Annotated in this window: 19 protein-coding genes and 3 pseudogenes; 14 read left to right on the top strand and 8 right to left on the bottom strand. The window is 54.1% G+C overall.

Going from position 1 to position 13,313, the window contains the following annotated elements:
• The first annotated feature begins 7 nt into the window (after positions 1 to 7).
• The 12 genes from LOY38_RS17370 (at position 8) to LOY38_RS17315 (ending at position 7,159) form a co-directional block, all read left to right on the top strand.
• A complete protein-coding gene (locus LOY38_RS17370; protein WP_258696291.1) occupies positions 8 to 439 on the top strand; it encodes a DUF4265 domain-containing protein in 432 nt (143 codons plus the stop codon).
• A gap of 165 nt (positions 440 to 604) precedes the next feature.
• Positions 605 to 1,117 (top strand): DUF4265 domain-containing protein, encoded by a 513-nt coding sequence (locus LOY38_RS17365; RefSeq protein WP_258696290.1) that lies wholly within the window; start codon positions 605 to 607, stop codon positions 1,115 to 1,117.
• A gap of 51 nt (positions 1,118 to 1,168) precedes the next feature.
• Positions 1,169 to 1,510 carry a hypothetical protein gene (locus LOY38_RS17360; protein ID WP_408980527.1) on the top strand — a complete coding sequence of 114 codons (342 nt, stop codon included), beginning with the start codon at positions 1,169 to 1,171 and terminating at the stop codon, positions 1,508 to 1,510.
• 21 nt (positions 1,511 to 1,531) lie between these two features.
• Complete coding sequence (locus LOY38_RS17355) at positions 1,532 to 1,795, top strand: PAAR domain-containing protein (protein ID WP_258696289.1); 264 nt, start codon at positions 1,532 to 1,534, stop codon at positions 1,793 to 1,795.
• Positions 1,785 to 1,985, top strand: coding sequence for a hypothetical protein (locus LOY38_RS17350; protein ID WP_258696288.1), 201 nt, complete (start codon positions 1,785 to 1,787; stop codon positions 1,983 to 1,985). The genes LOY38_RS17355 and LOY38_RS17350 overlap by 11 nt, the downstream gene beginning before the upstream one ends.
• Positions 1,982 to 2,488 (top strand): DUF4265 domain-containing protein, encoded by a 507-nt coding sequence (locus LOY38_RS17345; RefSeq protein ID WP_258696287.1) that lies wholly within the window; start codon positions 1,982 to 1,984, stop codon positions 2,486 to 2,488. The genes LOY38_RS17350 and LOY38_RS17345 overlap by 4 nt, the downstream gene beginning before the upstream one ends.
• Before the next feature lie 63 nt (positions 2,489 to 2,551).
• A complete protein-coding gene (locus LOY38_RS17340; RefSeq protein WP_258696286.1) occupies positions 2,552 to 2,938 on the top strand; it encodes a hypothetical protein in 387 nt (128 codons plus the stop codon).
• 140 nt (positions 2,939 to 3,078) lie between these two features.
• Positions 3,079 to 3,282, top strand: coding sequence for an IS66 family insertion sequence element accessory protein TnpB (gene tnpB / locus LOY38_RS17335; RefSeq protein WP_233081557.1), 204 nt, complete (start codon positions 3,079 to 3,081; stop codon positions 3,280 to 3,282).
• Between the two features lie 511 nt (positions 3,283 to 3,793).
• Positions 3,794 to 5,062 carry a group II intron reverse transcriptase/maturase gene (gene ltrA / locus LOY38_RS17330; RefSeq protein ID WP_258696218.1) on the top strand — a complete coding sequence of 423 codons (1,269 nt, stop codon included), beginning with the start codon at positions 3,794 to 3,796 and terminating at the stop codon, positions 5,060 to 5,062.
• Between the two features lie 33 nt (positions 5,063 to 5,095).
• Positions 5,096 to 5,299 carry a transposase gene (tnpB, locus tag LOY38_RS17325; protein ID WP_258696219.1) on the top strand — a complete coding sequence of 68 codons (204 nt, stop codon included), beginning with the start codon at positions 5,096 to 5,098 and terminating at the stop codon, positions 5,297 to 5,299.
• Between the two features lie 18 nt (positions 5,300 to 5,317).
• On the top strand, positions 5,318 to 6,829 hold the full coding sequence (gene tnpC / locus LOY38_RS17320; RefSeq protein WP_258696285.1) for an IS66 family transposase: 1,512 nt from the start codon (positions 5,318 to 5,320) through the stop codon (positions 6,827 to 6,829).
• A 69-nt stretch (positions 6,830 to 6,898) separates the two neighbouring features.
• Positions 6,899 to 7,159: a DUF6429 family protein gene (locus tag LOY38_RS17315; RefSeq protein ID WP_258696284.1), complete on the top strand. Its 261-nt coding sequence runs from the start codon at positions 6,899 to 6,901 to the stop codon at positions 7,157 to 7,159.
• 200 nt (positions 7,160 to 7,359) lie between these two features.
• On the opposite strand, the gene LOY38_RS17310 is transcribed toward LOY38_RS17315, so the two are convergent.
• Complete coding sequence (locus tag LOY38_RS17310; RefSeq protein WP_258696283.1) at positions 7,360 to 7,692, bottom strand: hypothetical protein; 333 nt, start codon at positions 7,690 to 7,692, stop codon at positions 7,360 to 7,362.
• On the opposite strand from LOY38_RS17310, the pseudogene LOY38_RS17305 reads away from it, so the two are divergent.
• Positions 7,664 to 7,750, top strand: a pseudogene (locus tag LOY38_RS17305) (integrase); the annotation flags it as partial. The gene LOY38_RS17310 and the pseudogene LOY38_RS17305 sit on opposite strands and share 29 nt — an antisense overlap.
• Before the next feature lie 24 nt (positions 7,751 to 7,774).
• Here LOY38_RS17305 and LOY38_RS17300 read toward each other — a convergent pair.
• The 7 genes and pseudogenes from LOY38_RS17300 to LOY38_RS17270 all read right to left on the bottom strand — a co-directional run bounded on the left by LOY38_RS17300 (position 7,775) and on the right by LOY38_RS17270 (position 12,182).
• Positions 7,775 to 8,236, bottom strand: coding sequence for a hypothetical protein (locus LOY38_RS17300; RefSeq protein WP_258700827.1), 462 nt, complete (start codon positions 8,234 to 8,236; stop codon positions 7,775 to 7,777).
• Positions 8,224 to 8,649: a glucosaminidase domain-containing protein gene (locus LOY38_RS17295; RefSeq protein WP_258696282.1), complete on the bottom strand. Its 426-nt coding sequence runs from the start codon at positions 8,647 to 8,649 to the stop codon at positions 8,224 to 8,226. Before LOY38_RS17295 ends, LOY38_RS17300 begins: the two co-directional genes overlap by 13 nt.
• A 177-nt stretch (positions 8,650 to 8,826) precedes the next feature.
• A pseudogene (locus tag LOY38_RS17290) lies at positions 8,827 to 8,976 on the bottom strand (IS630 family transposase); the annotation flags it as partial.
• A gap of 200 nt (positions 8,977 to 9,176) precedes the next feature.
• Positions 9,177 to 9,876 (bottom strand): annotated as a pseudogene (locus LOY38_RS17285) (transposase).
• Positions 9,877 to 10,151: 275 nt separating this feature from the next.
• Positions 10,152 to 10,694 (bottom strand): histidine phosphatase family protein, encoded by a 543-nt coding sequence (locus LOY38_RS17280; protein ID WP_258696281.1) that lies wholly within the window; start codon positions 10,692 to 10,694, stop codon positions 10,152 to 10,154.
• 17 nt (positions 10,695 to 10,711) lie between these two features.
• On the bottom strand, positions 10,712 to 11,755 hold the full coding sequence (locus tag LOY38_RS17275; RefSeq protein WP_258696280.1) for an SDR family oxidoreductase: 1,044 nt from the start codon (positions 11,753 to 11,755) through the stop codon (positions 10,712 to 10,714).
• Between the two features lie 10 nt (positions 11,756 to 11,765).
• Positions 11,766 to 12,182 carry an ester cyclase gene (locus LOY38_RS17270; RefSeq protein WP_258696279.1) on the bottom strand — a complete coding sequence of 139 codons (417 nt, stop codon included), beginning with the start codon at positions 12,180 to 12,182 and terminating at the stop codon, positions 11,766 to 11,768.
• A 121-nt stretch (positions 12,183 to 12,303) separates the two neighbouring features.
• On the opposite strand from LOY38_RS17270, the gene LOY38_RS17265 reads away from it, so the two are divergent.
• Positions 12,304 to 13,215 carry a LysR family transcriptional regulator gene (locus tag LOY38_RS17265; protein ID WP_258696278.1) on the top strand — a complete coding sequence of 304 codons (912 nt, stop codon included), beginning with the start codon at positions 12,304 to 12,306 and terminating at the stop codon, positions 13,213 to 13,215.
• Positions 13,216 to 13,313: the final 98 nt, after the last annotated feature.

Genomic DNA, 13,313 nt, shown 5'->3' with positions numbered 1-13,313 from the left:
ATCTGAAATGGAAAAGATTTTTTTTAAATTAATCGTCACGGATGATTACCCTCCCGTTTCAAGCGAGAGCGTTTGGGCAGAGTCATCGGCTTCCGGATCATTCATTGTGAAGAACATACCGTTCTACTCCAAGGATGCTTGTCTCGATGACGAGATTCTGATTAAAGCTGGTGCCGACGGTGAGCGTTACCTTGAGAAGGTGATCACAAGCAGTGGTAACAGCACTATTCGGATTATCTTTTTTGATGCGGGGATACCTCATATTTCGATTGTCTTGGAGAAACTGGTCAACATGGGATGCACTTGGGAAGGGATGAGTGAAAAATTCTTTTCTGTAAATATTCCCGTAAGCGTTTCTCTTGATGAAGTGATCGAATACCTGAATGAGGGAGAGGACAAAGAATTGTTAGATTACGAATATGGGCTGCTTCGCCAGTAGGCATTGATGATCTATTGAATATTGGAGTAAGAGGCTGCGTTTAGGCTGCGATCAATTGACAATGATACGAGCACATAGGTCTCGTTACTGACAACGACAGATTTTTTATCGCAGTCACATAAGGAATTTGCAAGTGGTTTCAAGGGCGTCTGGAATTAGACAAATATGAAAGATACAGACCCGGATGCCAAGCTCTGCGAAAAGTTCTGCTCTGCTCACATCCGGGTATTTGCAGGCGTCAACGACGAAGGCCCTGTGTTCGAGGATGTGTCGGTTCGGCAAGTAGGGGTAGCCGTCTATGAACTGCTGTCTTCCCCGGGTCTGGCACTGAATATGGCCCGAGGAGACGTCATCTCCATCGAGAACAAAAACACTCATGCGGTGGTGCTTGAACGAGGTGGCAACTTCTGCATTCACATCTACGCCGACCATATTCCTCCTGCGGATGTCGTCGAGCTTGAAAGTGATGTCGGGCGTGAGCTGGGTGGAACGCTGGACGGAGTGTTTGAGGGCAATCTTTCGTTGGCCATTCCTGCGAGCAACGGAATGGACAAGATCAATGATATTTTTGACCGGTTTCGCGATAGAACAGGGACTCAATGGTACTACGCGAATATCTACAAAAATCTCGATGACGATGATGACGAAACGTTGTTGAACTGGTGGCTCGAAAACTGACGATCCCGAGTCACCATCGAATGATATCGGATCGATAAGCAAGGAGTGGCTGTGAGCGAACAAGAGCAGAGATATCCCAGCGCTGTCCAGAGCGCGATATGCGAAAAATACGGGATGTTAGTGCTACCACCAGAGGAAATGGTCGCTATCGCCATCGGGTCGCTAGGAAATACACCCATTTACGGCACACGCATTCGATTGCCGGATGGGGGGGATGTCAGCTGGTTCATTCACTGCGGCACGCATTCGGCGGCGATAGATTTTTACCAGCCGGTTTGTATTGAACATTTACCCGAAATGCTACCGCTGGTTATAAAGTATCTGTGTTTGCCTACGGGCGCAAAATTCATCATCGACCCCCAAGGGTACGAAGACGTCTGGATGGCTGAATAACTTGGTCGAAGGAGTGACAACATGAAAGACGCAATTCGCTTGGGCGACCCCACCACCCACGGCGGCAAGGTGCTCGAAGCATTCTCCCGAACCGACCTCAACGGCAAGCCAATCGCCGGGGTCGGTCACAAGGTCAGTTGCCCTTTGTGCAAAGGTGTTTTCCCGATTGCCGAGGGCAGTAGCACCTACACCGTCGATGGCACGCCCATCGCTCTGGACGGCATGAAAACCGCCTGTGGCGCCGCACTGATTGCCAGTGGCCCCAAAGGGGCGGTTGTCAGTTGAACAAGCGGTGCGTGAGTGGGCGGACGATGGCTGCTTTGACACGCGTCTGGAGTGGGACGAAAACATTCGTCTGACCTATGTGACCGATGCCCACGGAAATGAGACCTGGCACTACTACGACAGTCTGGGCTGCATCTACAAAATCCTGAACCGTCTAGGCAGCTCCAAGCCTCGAGCGTATCCAATATGACCGATATTTTTCATAAGATTGTTTTTGAGCTGACGCCTGATGAAGAGGACTACCCCCCGGTCTCTGCGGAGTCAATTTGGGGTATCTATCAGGGGAACGATACTTACGAAATAGATAACACGCCGTATTACGTTTATGGCGTTAGTAAAGGTGATCGTGTGCAAGTACAGTCGGATGGCAATGAAAGGATTGCCATCCGGGTTGTGAAGCAAGGTGGGCACTCGACAATCAGGGTCTTTGCAAGCGACATTGAGGAAAAATCTAAGCTTATCGCTAAGCTCCAGCAGTTCGGTGCCTTCTGTTCATCCAGCCAGGAATTGTCACTGTTTGCAGTGGACATTCCTGAAGGTTGTGATTTTTTAGCAATTGATGGCTATCTATCGTCTATTGCAGACGGGGAAAACATTGCCTATGAGGATGCCTGTCTGCAGCACTCTAATATTGCTCCAACTCGTCTAAGTGAGTGTTTGTCATTGGCCTCCATACCATATTTGACCCATTGAGCAAGTGGTTTTTGTATGCAGTCAGTCACGTCTGGTCAACCTCCCATTTTTAAAGGAATAAATATGAAAAACACTGCTTTGATCCTCGCAATGACAGCCGCCTTCGGCACCTTCAATCTCGCCCACGCAGAAGGGCCAGACCCAGCCGCTCTGAAAGGGATGTACGATACCGGTCGTAACATGTCCGGTCTGATCAATCACTGCGTCGACAAAGGCTTCCTGAAAGCTGACAGCACTGAAAACGCCAAGAAGATGGTGGCGTTCGTTGCCGGTATTCCTGGGGGAATGGACAAGAGTGACGGAGACAAAAACGAAGCCCGTGGCCGTAAGGGCGAAATTTTGGAAAACGGTGAATACAAGAGCCTGGAAACCTCTTCCCTGGGTCTCAAAGAGTGGTGCCAGCAGGCGGATGAAGGCATGCGACAGGGGTTGAAGTCTGTCGGTTTGTAATTGATGCCAATCTGATTATCAGGATTCGAATGACGCCCGCTGATCGCGAGCGTTTTGTAAACGCTCCATGAACCCCACATTCAAAGCGCTTAGCTGATCCCGGATGCTGTGCTCCCGATTCCCTCAGGAGCCAGCCCGCTATGATGCGACCCGATGCTAAAGTCGAAAAAGTCTATCTCTACCCCAAGCCCGTCGACTTTCGAAAATCCATTGATGGCCTGGCCGCACTGGTCGAGCTGGATATCAAAGTCGCGGTATTCGACCCTGTGCTTTTCGTCTTCCTCAACAAACCACGCAACCGCGTGAAGATTTTGTATTGGGGTGTGTCACGAACGCTGGCGTAAGCCAGCGATGCTCTATCAAAGATGGGAGTAGGCCTCCCGGAGTCTGCTTGCAGGAGCTGGCTTCAAACCGCCCGGTGCTGCTGCGTTCAAAAGGCGTGGTGGTGAGCGACCGTTGGAAAAGGCGCCGATAACGGCGTCAGGTACGTATTGAGAAGATGAGCGAAAGCAAACCGTCCGAAGACGCATCGTTAAATATTCAAGTGCTGTCAAAACTGAGGTCGCCCAGTAGCCTCAGGACCAGTCTGGAGGATACCTGTCTACTGTCCAGATGGCAGCCGGTGTATAGGCAGCATGAGCTCAATACAGGCTTTGATAGGGAACGTGAGAACCTCGCCTTTGATGCCAAGGGAAATGACAAGCGGCTACCACCGCAAGGAAGAATACCGATGCAAAGGTCGAGGGGCGGAGCCATTCGTAGTAGTGATGAAGTTCTTGTAATGAGAATGGAGCGAAGGGATGGCGTTGCCCAGCTCGCTTGTGTCGTCAACCGGCTTCGGCGGGGAGGAGCGGCATGAGTGCAGCAAAGTCGTACAGCATTTCCAAACTGACAGTTTGGGAGGCCTTCCAGCGAGTGAAAGCCAATCGAGGAGCCGCTGGGATAGATGAACAGTCTATTGCCCAGTTCGAGCAGAAGCTGCAACGCAACCTGTACAGGGTTTGGAACCGGATGTCATCGGGCTCCTATTTTCCGCCCGCGGTACGGCAGGTGGAAATTGCGAAGCAATCAGGAGGCAAACGCAAGCTGGGTATTCCAACAGTCGCTGACAGGGTGGCTCAGACAGTGGTCAAGCTTCTTGTAGAACCTGGTCTGGACAGGCTGTTTCATCCGGACTCCTATGGATACCGGCCTGGAAAGTCAGCCAAACAAGCGGTGGAGATCACTCGCAGGCGCTGCTGGAATATGAATTGGGTGGTGGAGTTTGATATCAAAGGGGCTTTTGATCACATCGATCATGAACTGCTGCTCAAGGCGGTTAGGCATCATGTGAAGGATGACTGGATTGTGCTGTATATCGAGCGGTGGCTTAAAGCGCCGTTTGAAATGGCTGATGGTATTCAGGTACCGCGTGACAGCGGTACACCCCAAGGTGGGGTGATCAGTCCTTTGTTGATGAATCTGTTCATGCACTATGCATTCGATGCCTGGATACAACGGACGTTTCCGGGCTGTCCATTTGCACGCTATGCCGACGATGCGGTGGTTCATTGCCGCAGTGAAAAGCAGGCATGCGAGGTCATGGCGGCAATCAAGGTGCGCTTGGAGGCGTGCCTGCTGACCCTGCACCCGGATAAGTCGAAGATTGTTTATTGCAAGGACAGTAACCGTAAAGCTGCTTACCCAAGCACGCAGTTCACGTTTCTGGGATTTACCTTCCGGCCACGGGTGGCATGGGGCAATCATGGGCGCCGTTTTACCAGCTTCCTGCCCGGTGCGAGTAACGAGGCTTTGAAACGGATGCGTCAACAAACTCGCAGCTGGAATATCCAGCGGCAAACACCGGCCAGCCTTCTGGAGTTGTCAAAGCAGTACAACTCCACGCTTCGTGGGTGGTGGAACTACTATGGAACTTTCTACAAAACGGTGATGCGCAGGGTCTTCAATCACTTTGACTTGAAGTTACAGCGCTGGGCCCGTCAGAAGTACAAACCACTCGCGGGGCACAGGCGCCGCAGTGCTGACTGGCTCAACCGGATGAAGAAGGCCTGTCCATCGTTGTTCGTGCACTGGCATGTCTATGGAAATGAGGTTCGACCGGGCAACGGGAGCCGTATGAGTTGAGAGGCTCACGTACGGTTCTGCGAGAGGCTGAAGGTGAAACTCCTACGGCCTACTTACCAACGCAACGGCTTCTGCCTCTGGCTCAAGCGCCTCGAATCCGAGCGCTTCAAAACATCGCCCGATGCCACTGACGAGGCGATTGTTCTGACCGTGCAGGAACTGAACTGGCTACTGGATGGTTTTGATCTCTGGCGCAACCGCCCTCATCAGGTTTTGACACCGCGATACGTGGCCTGATTCGGTATAATCCAGGGCATGATTTCCATGCCCGAAAATATCCCCGATGATCCTGAATTGCTCAAGCAGATGCTTGCGAAGATGCAGTCCAGAGTCGGTTTCCTCGAAGAAGAAAATGCGCTGTTGCGTCAGCGCCTGTTCGGACGCAAGTCCGAGCAAACGGTTGATCCGGCAACGCCGCAGTTGGCCCTGTTCAATGAGGCGGAAAGCGTCGTCGAGCCCATTGATGAAGCGGCAGAAGAAGAGGCTGTTGCGCCGACCCAGCGGCGTGGCAAACGCAAACCGCTGCCGGCCGATCTCCCCCGCATCGAAGTCATCCACGAACTGCCCGAACATGAACTGACCTGTGCCTGCGGCTGCCGCAAACACGCCATCGGCGAGGAGCTCAGCGAGCAGCTTGAAATCGTGCCGATGCAAATCCGCGTGATCAAACACGTCCGTAAGGTCTACGGTTGCCGTGCCTGTGAAACGGCACCGGTCACTGCGGACAAGCCCGCTCAACTGATTGAAAAAAGCATGGCCAGCCCAAGCGTGCTGGCGATGCTGCTGACCACCAAATACGTGGACGGTTTGCCGCTTCACCGTTTCGAAAAAGTGCTGGGCCGCCATGGCATCGATATCCCGCGCCAGACCTTGGCCCGCTGGGTTATCCAGTGCGGTGAACACTTGCAACCACTGCTGAATTTAATGCGCGACCAGTTATTGGAAAGCCGCGTCATCCACTGCGATGAAACCCGCGTGCAGGTGTTGAAAGAGCAGGATCGGGAGCCCAGCAGCCAGTCCTGGATGTGGGTGCAAACCGGCGGCCCACCCGACAAACCAGTGATCCTTTTCGACTACTCCACCAGCCGGGCTCAGGAGGTGCCGACGCGCCTGCTTGATGGCTATCGCGGCTACGTGATGACCGATGATTACGCCGGTTACAACGCGCTGGGCGCGCAGGAAGGAGTGGAGCGTTTAGGCTGCTGGGCGCATGCACGGCGCAAATTCGTCGAAGCGCAAAAAGTGCAGCCCAAAGGCAAGACGGGACGTGCCGACATCGCGCTGAACCTGATCAACAAGCTTTATGGCATCGAACGCGACCTACAGGCCGGCAACGACGGCGAACGAAAAACCGGTCGTCACGCGCACAGCCTGCCGGTGCTGGCTCAGTTGAAAAGCTGGATGGAAAAGACCCAACCCCAGGTCACCGCTCAAAACGCCCTGGGCAAAGCCATCAGCTACCTGGCGAGCAACTGGAACAAACTTGAACGGTACGTCGAGGAAGGTTACTTGCTGATCGACAACAACGCTGCCGAACGCGCCATCAGGCCCTTCGTGATCGGAAGAAAGAACTGGCTGTTTAGCGACACCCCCAAAGGTGCGACGGCCAGCGCTCAACTTTATAGCTTGGTCGAGACTGCCAAAGCCAACGGCCAAGAGCCCTATGCGTGGCTGCGCCACGCACTTGAGCGCCTGCCGACGGCTTCTTCGGTTGAGGATTACGAAGCTTTACTGCCCTGGAACTGCTCGTCGGTATCGCGTAGTTAAACGCGCTATCCATCTTGCTGGCTGGTAGGGTTTACGGTGAGCTTAAAGAATACGAGCGGAGCAACGATCATGGAATACGACGATAAACTGATTGAAGAAGCCGTGCTTGCCCTGTTGGCAACCTTCAGTTTTGATAACGGCAATGCTTGGAAAGGGTTCGACTTCGAGACCATGAGCCGATTACATGAACAGGGTTTCATCAGTAATCCGGTGAACAAGAACAAATCGATTTGGTTGACGGCTGAAGGGTTGGAGCGAGGTCGGCAGACAGCCGACCGGTTGTTTGGGGTAGGAACCCAAGGGGAGCATGCATCCGAGTCGGATACCTGACTTCATACCACGGCCATCCGGTAGGTGGGGTTTATGGATCGCATACAGCGTTTTTCGTTTAGCGGCAGCACTGGTTGCTCATGCATCGTGCTGACCTACCGTTACAGCGTGATCGGGGTGGCTGATTAAGCAAAAGGACCGCATAGCAGTAGGAGTATTTGGTGGGATCTTGTCGTTCGGCTATTGATGGTCGTACAGCGTCAGAGCACGTTCAGCAGACGCTCAAGTTGCTCACGCTCCCACCCACTCAATAGGTCGACCGGGTCAGTGCCATAGCGCTGCCAGGTTTCAAGAGACCCGATACGACCGTCAGTTGACCTGCAATCCTCGCAGTAATCCAAGGTGCCGCTGTCATTGAAAAGCGTGAGACGCCAGCCGTCGATCTCAACAGGCATGAGCCCGTTGTAGATTTCGCTCAACGACTGGCTGCTGGTTCTTGTCATTATGCGTGTGCCCAGCACGACGTCCTTCAAGACCTGGTAGACCTCGCGGGCGGTGAGAGGGGGCGAAACCTCGAAAGCCAAGAAGCTCATCGAGCACCTGGGCAAATACTCACTGGCTGCGCTCTCCGCTGAAATCATCGCCGGCTATCACCCAATCAAAAAAGGTAGTCAGCTACTCGCAGCCTATCTCGCTGCGTGCCACCTCTTCGTTAGCGAGTTTTTTGCCAGTCTGCACGGAAATGCGTTTTTGAATTCCCGATAAGGTGGCGGAACTGAAGCGTTCGCAGCTTTCGGTTTCCCACACATCACCGGTTAAGATGTTAACCGCGAAATGGCCCAGTACATTGGACGCCGCGCCTTTTGGGTTATTGAACACCAAACCGAAGTCATAGTATCCCGCACGAAACAGAGTCCCTTTCTCTTCGCCCTGCCATGGACCGTCAATCCACATATCCGGGTTTGACATCTTGTAGTGCTGGTGTCTCAGTACCACAAGCAGAACCTGCTTGGCTTGATCCGCTGTCAAGCCGGAAGGCCGAATGTTCTTTGCGTTGAGTGATTCCGCAAGCACGGACGAACAGGCCAACAGGGCAGCAGCAACCACCAATGCTTGCAGCCGACTTATGTACCGCATTGCATTCTCGCTTTCACCATACCAATTGCGTCTTCCACAAGTTTCGCATACCCAAAGCGCCCGCCCGTCTTCGCATCGCCTGTGTTGAAGTGGCTTGTAACAAGGGCTCTGCTAAACTTGCCCGGATCTTTTTTACCGCGTACTGCACTCCCAACTCGCGCCCAAAAAGACTGCCCTGACTGTAAAAATGAGGTGAAAGCAGCAACTTTCATTTTTGGATCGCCCAATGCCGTTATCGTGCCGGTCTGTAAAGGCGCTGGCGCGTGCATCGAGAAAAAATTGTTGCCCTCGGTAGCGAACCGACCTTTCCCGTATTGACTCTCATGTGCGGCAAGGCCAAGAATGTTTTCGATCGGGACGTCAATCTGGCTGGCTAGAGTTTCCGCAGCGATACGGTGTTTAACTACGAACATTACAGCCGATCCAGCATTACACGGATTGCCCAAAACTCTCTCCTTAAGTTAGGTTTATTCGATATGCCATTATGCTCCTACAGCAACAACGGCGCTATCAATTCGCGCCTTCATGGCATGACACCCCCATTCGGTCGTGCTTAAAAGTTTTCGCTAGTGTACTGTTTTGAACATAACTTACCCGCCAGCCTGTGAGGCCATTGCCTTACGGGCTCGCTGTATCTTGTTCAAGATATCCTCTCCCTTCGCATTCCACACACAGCGGGTTGGCTGCGCATTTCGCAATGCCAGGAACGTGGTAATCGAACTCTCCAATTCGCGAACTGAATCGCCCCTGATTATCCAGACACATCCGACTGGCTGCTTTTGGCCCGGAGTGTGTAAAAACGCTAGATCCCGTTTCAATCTTCAAGGCTGAGCGACTGTCCGGCTTAGTAGCCTGATCAAGGCACGATGTCCCATTCCTGATGAGCTAACCGCCCCAGCAACGCGCCAGATCATCGGGACACGTAAAAACAGGCCGGTTTTTAGGCTGTTAGCGCTTTCATCAAGTGATGGGTACCGATGATTTTCATGACTCGTTTCAAGTTGTAGGCGAGCACATTCAAGCTCATCTCCGTACTCACCCCGACCAGCTTTCGCGTCAGAAAGTGCGTCGCACCCATCCATTGTTTGAGCGCCCCGAAGGGATGTTCAACTGTCCGTTTTCGGACTCGCATCATCTCTGGCGCTTTGCTCAGCCGAAGCTGCATCTCCTCCAATACGTCTTCATGTTCCCAGCGTCGAACTCGTCGTTCTGTGCTCGGGGTCCAGATGTTCTCCGAACAGTCCCAATTGCTGACACAGCACGACGAACTGGCGACAGACGCCTCGGACGGCCTTGCTGTTGTCTTTTCGGAAGTTGGCGATGGTCTTGAAGTTCGGCATCAAACGCCCGGTCAACCACATCAGTTCGAGGTTGCGCTGAGCTTCTCGCTCCAAACGTCGGCTCGACTGGATGCGGTTGAGATAGCCGTAGATGTAGATCTTCAGCAGGATCGCGGGATGGTAAGCAGGCCGGCCAGTATCGGCTGGAATGGCACCTTCAAAACCCAGATTGACCAGATCGAGTTCGTCGACAAAGACGTCGACTACGCGCACCGGATTGGTATCGCTGACGTAGTCGTCGAGGCTCTCGGGAAGTAAGGTGCCTTGGCCTCGATGTTCACCTTGGATAAAGCGCTTCATGGGCGATCCTTGCGATGAAATCCTCAGAAATCATAGCAAGTGTTCGCTAAGACGTTTTTACACACTCTGGGACAAAACCTGCCGATTTCGAACGGAGGCTTTTGGGGGGGCGAAAGGCCAAAAGATCAGCCAAGACGGAATGAGCGGTTGCCTTCTCAATTCTGAGGAGGGTGTCTACTGCTAGTCAGGCCCAGAGGGGAGGGCGCGATGAGCAGCGCGCAGGTGGGGTGCTCCTTACGACGAAATTTATCTTGGTTGCCCAGGGCAGACCTGCGTTAAACACCGCCATATTGATACACCGTCGCACTCCAATACCGGCTGCCGTTACGTGTTTGGCGGATCCATCCATCCGCCACCAGTTGTTTGGCGATCATTCGATTCATAAAGCCATGACCGAGCAGCAGAACCGGTCCTTCGCTGGCAAGGAACTGAAGCCGTTGAGCTGCCGTGCTGGCGCGCATTCTTGCAGTGCCGACGGATTCAACGCTGCGTGAGTATCCGCACAACCATAAGACTCGAAGGAGAAATGCCCAGGTAAACGGCGATAGCCTTGGCCATTTCCAGTGACCATAAGGCAGTTGCGCTTCACAGAAAAGCGCGTCGACAAGGGCTGGGTTCAGGCCCAGAGCCCGGACGGAGGTCAGCGCACGAGGCGCGTTGCTTGAGACAATCACCGTGGCGGCTGTGGCGAGCTGCATGCTGGCATCAGGAACGGGTTGGTTGATAATTTCGGACCGGTTGTAGTGTTCGATCCAGTCTTTCATATCGAGCGCTGACATTTTTTCGGTTGCGACCAGCTTTGGCTGGCCGTGACGCATCAGGATTATTTTCCTGCTCAAAGTATGTTTACGTCCTTGTACTGATGTGTTTCAAACCAACCGTGATCGTGGTACCACGCCACGGTGTCGGTGATTGTCAGCTCTAGCGCCCGGAAACTCAGGTCAAGCTCTCGTTCACTCTTGCTGTGGTTGAAACAGGTGCGGTCCTTCTCTCGTACCAACAGGCGCAACGTGGCCAGGCTCAGCAGAATGGGCTTGCCGGTAATACGCGCATAGAGCTCCTGCACAGCCGCCAAGGTGTATAGCAAGGGCAGCGGTAGTTGTCGAACGGGTGTCTTGACGCCTGCTATACGCCCAAGAACAGGCACCAGCTCACGCATTGTCATATTCCGGCCCGCCGCGAGATAGCGTTCACCTCGCCGCCCATGTCTGGCTGCGGCAATCTGCGCCAATGCCACATCGCGGGCATCGACAACGGAGAAACTACCGGGGATCAGCCCGGGCAATTTGCCGCGTACGACGTCGTTGACCAACTGTCCCGAGGAGGTCGGGCCAATGTCGGCAGGCCCCCACATCCAGCCAGGCAGGACCATGCAGGCATGCATATCGGGATGGCGTTCCAGGAATGACAAGACGACACGGTCGGCGAGGATCTTGCTACGGTAATAGTCATCTGCGTCAGCCTCGGCCCGTAGGCAAGTTTCATCAATTGACGTGCCGGGAGCGCCGTCGAGCACGGCAATGGAAGACGTATGGATGAACCGGCGTACACCGGCGCGGTAGGCCTGCTCAAGCAAGCGCCGCGTACCAGACACATTAATTTTTTCGAGCGCCTCCCAGTGGTTGCCGCCCTTGTAATTGTCACGAAAGAACGCTGCGGTGTGAAACACCGTATCGCAGCCTCGCATCGACTCTGCGAACGCGTCGACATCGGCCATGTCACCCACCACCAGTTCCACACCCGGCAAATGGTTGAGCTGCTGTTCACCTTTGGCTCTTGAACGGACCAGGGCTTTGACCACGCAGCCATGAGCGATCAATTCACGCACCAGGTTGTTGCCCAACAAGCCGGTTGCGCCAGTAACGAATACACTTTGCATTGCTTAACCCTCAGCCTGATCGGCTAAAAAATGACATCAACACCGCACTGTCGAAGAAGGCCTCTTCACGGATGGCCAGCCCGTCTTTGAAGGTGAAATGTGCGGCGTAGTACACGGCAATGTGGCGGCCATGGGGTGGAATCACCCGGTCCGGCATCACCAATGGTGCGGTGAAGGTGCCGGTCAGGAAGGCGGTCAGTGCTAAACGATCGTCAGCAACGGCAAAGGGGCTGAAGGTTAGCTGGGCATCTGGGAACGCTTCGAGTAATGCGGTTTCTCGCTTGCGCATGGATTCGCGACCGGTTTGCATCCCCATCCCATCGAAGTAGATGAAGTCTTCGCAAACCAGCGCAAGCATCGCCTCCACATCACGGCGATTGAAGGCGCTGGCGGCGCGTTCCGCAAAGTCGTTGGGGCCAGTAGTCATACACTCCGTTCCATTCCATTCGTTTCGAAGGCCTGTAGATATACCTTTGAGGCCTCTTTCGAAAAACAGCGACTACTGCATAATGGCTTTGCATATATGCAGACCAGGGAAGATATGAAGCATGGCGTTGCAAGCAAATTGGGACGATCTTCGTCTGCTGTTGGCCGTCTCGCGGCGTGGCAGCTTTCTTCAAGCGGGTCAGTTGCTGGGTATCGCGGCGTCTACGGTGTCTCGCCGGTTGACCCAACTTGAGGGCGCCCTGGGCGAGCCACTCGTCGAGCGGGGCGTTGAAGGATGCTGGTTGACCTCGCGGGGCCAATCCCTCGTGGAAGTTGCCCAAGCTGCGGAAGCGGGCTTGAGGCGTCAAACCGTTGCTGGCATCTCCGGGTTACATACAGAGCTATTGGGCAGTGTCCTGGTCAGCGCAGGAGAGGGATTTTCGTCTTACGTACTGGAGGCCGCGAGTCGCTTCACCTCTCTTCACCCGCGTTGCTCGGTGGAGTTGCTGGTAACAGCCGACTTCCACAAGATCGTCCGCGGCGTGGCAGACATTGCCGTGCGCACAGCTCATCTGGGCGAGCCGTCGCTGATTTATCGACCCATCGGCAGGCTCGCCTACGGTGTCTTCGCCGATGCAGGTTATCTGAAGCGGTTTCCAGGGGTGACTCCGGCCACTGCGGTCAATATTGCCTTGCTTCCTCCGCTGGACATGTTGCCGCAAATGCGTGCGGCAAAGGCCGCGGGGCTGGAACGCGCGCAGATCAGCGTGAACTCATTCGCGGCTCAGCTCGAGTCGGTGAGGCGAGGCATGGGTGTGGCAGTACTGCCCCGTATTCTGGCGAAGGACCTGATCGGGTTGTTCCCGGAACTCCAACTTCCAGATATGGAAGTCTATCTGGTGACCCGGCCTCAGGCATTGAAACAGGCCCACATCAAATGTTTCTTTGCCATCCTGGAACAGGTGCTGCTTGAAGCCCTTTCCATAGAAAATGTCGAAGGTTACTTCTTGGGGCGACCCGAAACGGGCGCATAGGGGGCGCTTGTCAAAATGATAGAGATTGATGACGTTGGTAGAATCTTCTCCAAGCTTCGCGTGGAGGCCTACGGGACAGCACCAGCCGATAGACGCGT

Source organism: Pseudomonas sp. B21-015 (genome assembly GCF_024749285.1).
Lineage (GTDB): Bacteria > Pseudomonadota > Gammaproteobacteria > Pseudomonadales > Pseudomonadaceae > Aquipseudomonas.
Note: the sequence above shows the minus strand (reverse complement) of the source record. Positions and strands in the feature narration are given on the sequence as shown.

Excerpts from the sequence above, each read along its gene's own strand:
- LOY38_RS17370 (WP_258696291.1), top strand. The coding sequence starts at position 8 with ATGGAAAAGATTTTTTTTAAATTAATCGTCACGGATGATTACCCTCCC.
- LOY38_RS17365 (WP_258696290.1), top strand. The coding sequence starts at position 605 with ATGAAAGATACAGACCCGGATGCCAAGCTCTGCGAAAAGTTCTGCTCT.
- LOY38_RS17355 (WP_258696289.1), top strand. The coding sequence starts at position 1,532 with ATGAAAGACGCAATTCGCTTGGGCGACCCCACCACCCACGGCGGCAAG.
- LOY38_RS17345 (WP_258696287.1), top strand. The coding sequence starts at position 1,982 with ATGACCGATATTTTTCATAAGATTGTTTTTGAGCTGACGCCTGATGAA.
- LOY38_RS17340 (WP_258696286.1), top strand. The coding sequence starts at position 2,552 with ATGAAAAACACTGCTTTGATCCTCGCAATGACAGCCGCCTTCGGCACC.
- tnpB (WP_233081557.1), top strand. The coding sequence starts at position 3,079 with ATGATGCGACCCGATGCTAAAGTCGAAAAAGTCTATCTCTACCCCAAG.
- ltrA (WP_258696218.1), top strand. The coding sequence starts at position 3,794 with ATGAGTGCAGCAAAGTCGTACAGCATTTCCAAACTGACAGTTTGGGAG.
- tnpC (WP_258696285.1), top strand. The coding sequence starts at position 5,318 with ATGATTTCCATGCCCGAAAATATCCCCGATGATCCTGAATTGCTCAAG.
- LOY38_RS17315 (WP_258696284.1), top strand. The coding sequence starts at position 6,899 with ATGGAATACGACGATAAACTGATTGAAGAAGCCGTGCTTGCCCTGTTG.
- LOY38_RS17310 (WP_258696283.1), bottom strand. The coding sequence starts at position 7,692 with ATGAGCTTCTTGGCTTTCGAGGTTTCGCCCCCTCTCACCGCCCGCGAG.
- LOY38_RS17300 (WP_258700827.1), bottom strand. The coding sequence starts at position 8,236 with ATGCGGTACATAAGTCGGCTGCAAGCATTGGTGGTTGCTGCTGCCCTG.
- LOY38_RS17295 (WP_258696282.1), bottom strand. The coding sequence starts at position 8,649 with ATGTTCGTAGTTAAACACCGTATCGCTGCGGAAACTCTAGCCAGCCAG.
- LOY38_RS17280 (WP_258696281.1), bottom strand. The coding sequence starts at position 10,694 with ATGCGTCACGGCCAGCCAAAGCTGGTCGCAACCGAAAAAATGTCAGCG.
- LOY38_RS17275 (WP_258696280.1), bottom strand. The coding sequence starts at position 11,755 with ATGCAAAGTGTATTCGTTACTGGCGCAACCGGCTTGTTGGGCAACAAC.
- LOY38_RS17270 (WP_258696279.1), bottom strand. The coding sequence starts at position 12,182 with ATGACTACTGGCCCCAACGACTTTGCGGAACGCGCCGCCAGCGCCTTC.
- LOY38_RS17265 (WP_258696278.1), top strand. The coding sequence starts at position 12,304 with ATGGCGTTGCAAGCAAATTGGGACGATCTTCGTCTGCTGTTGGCCGTC.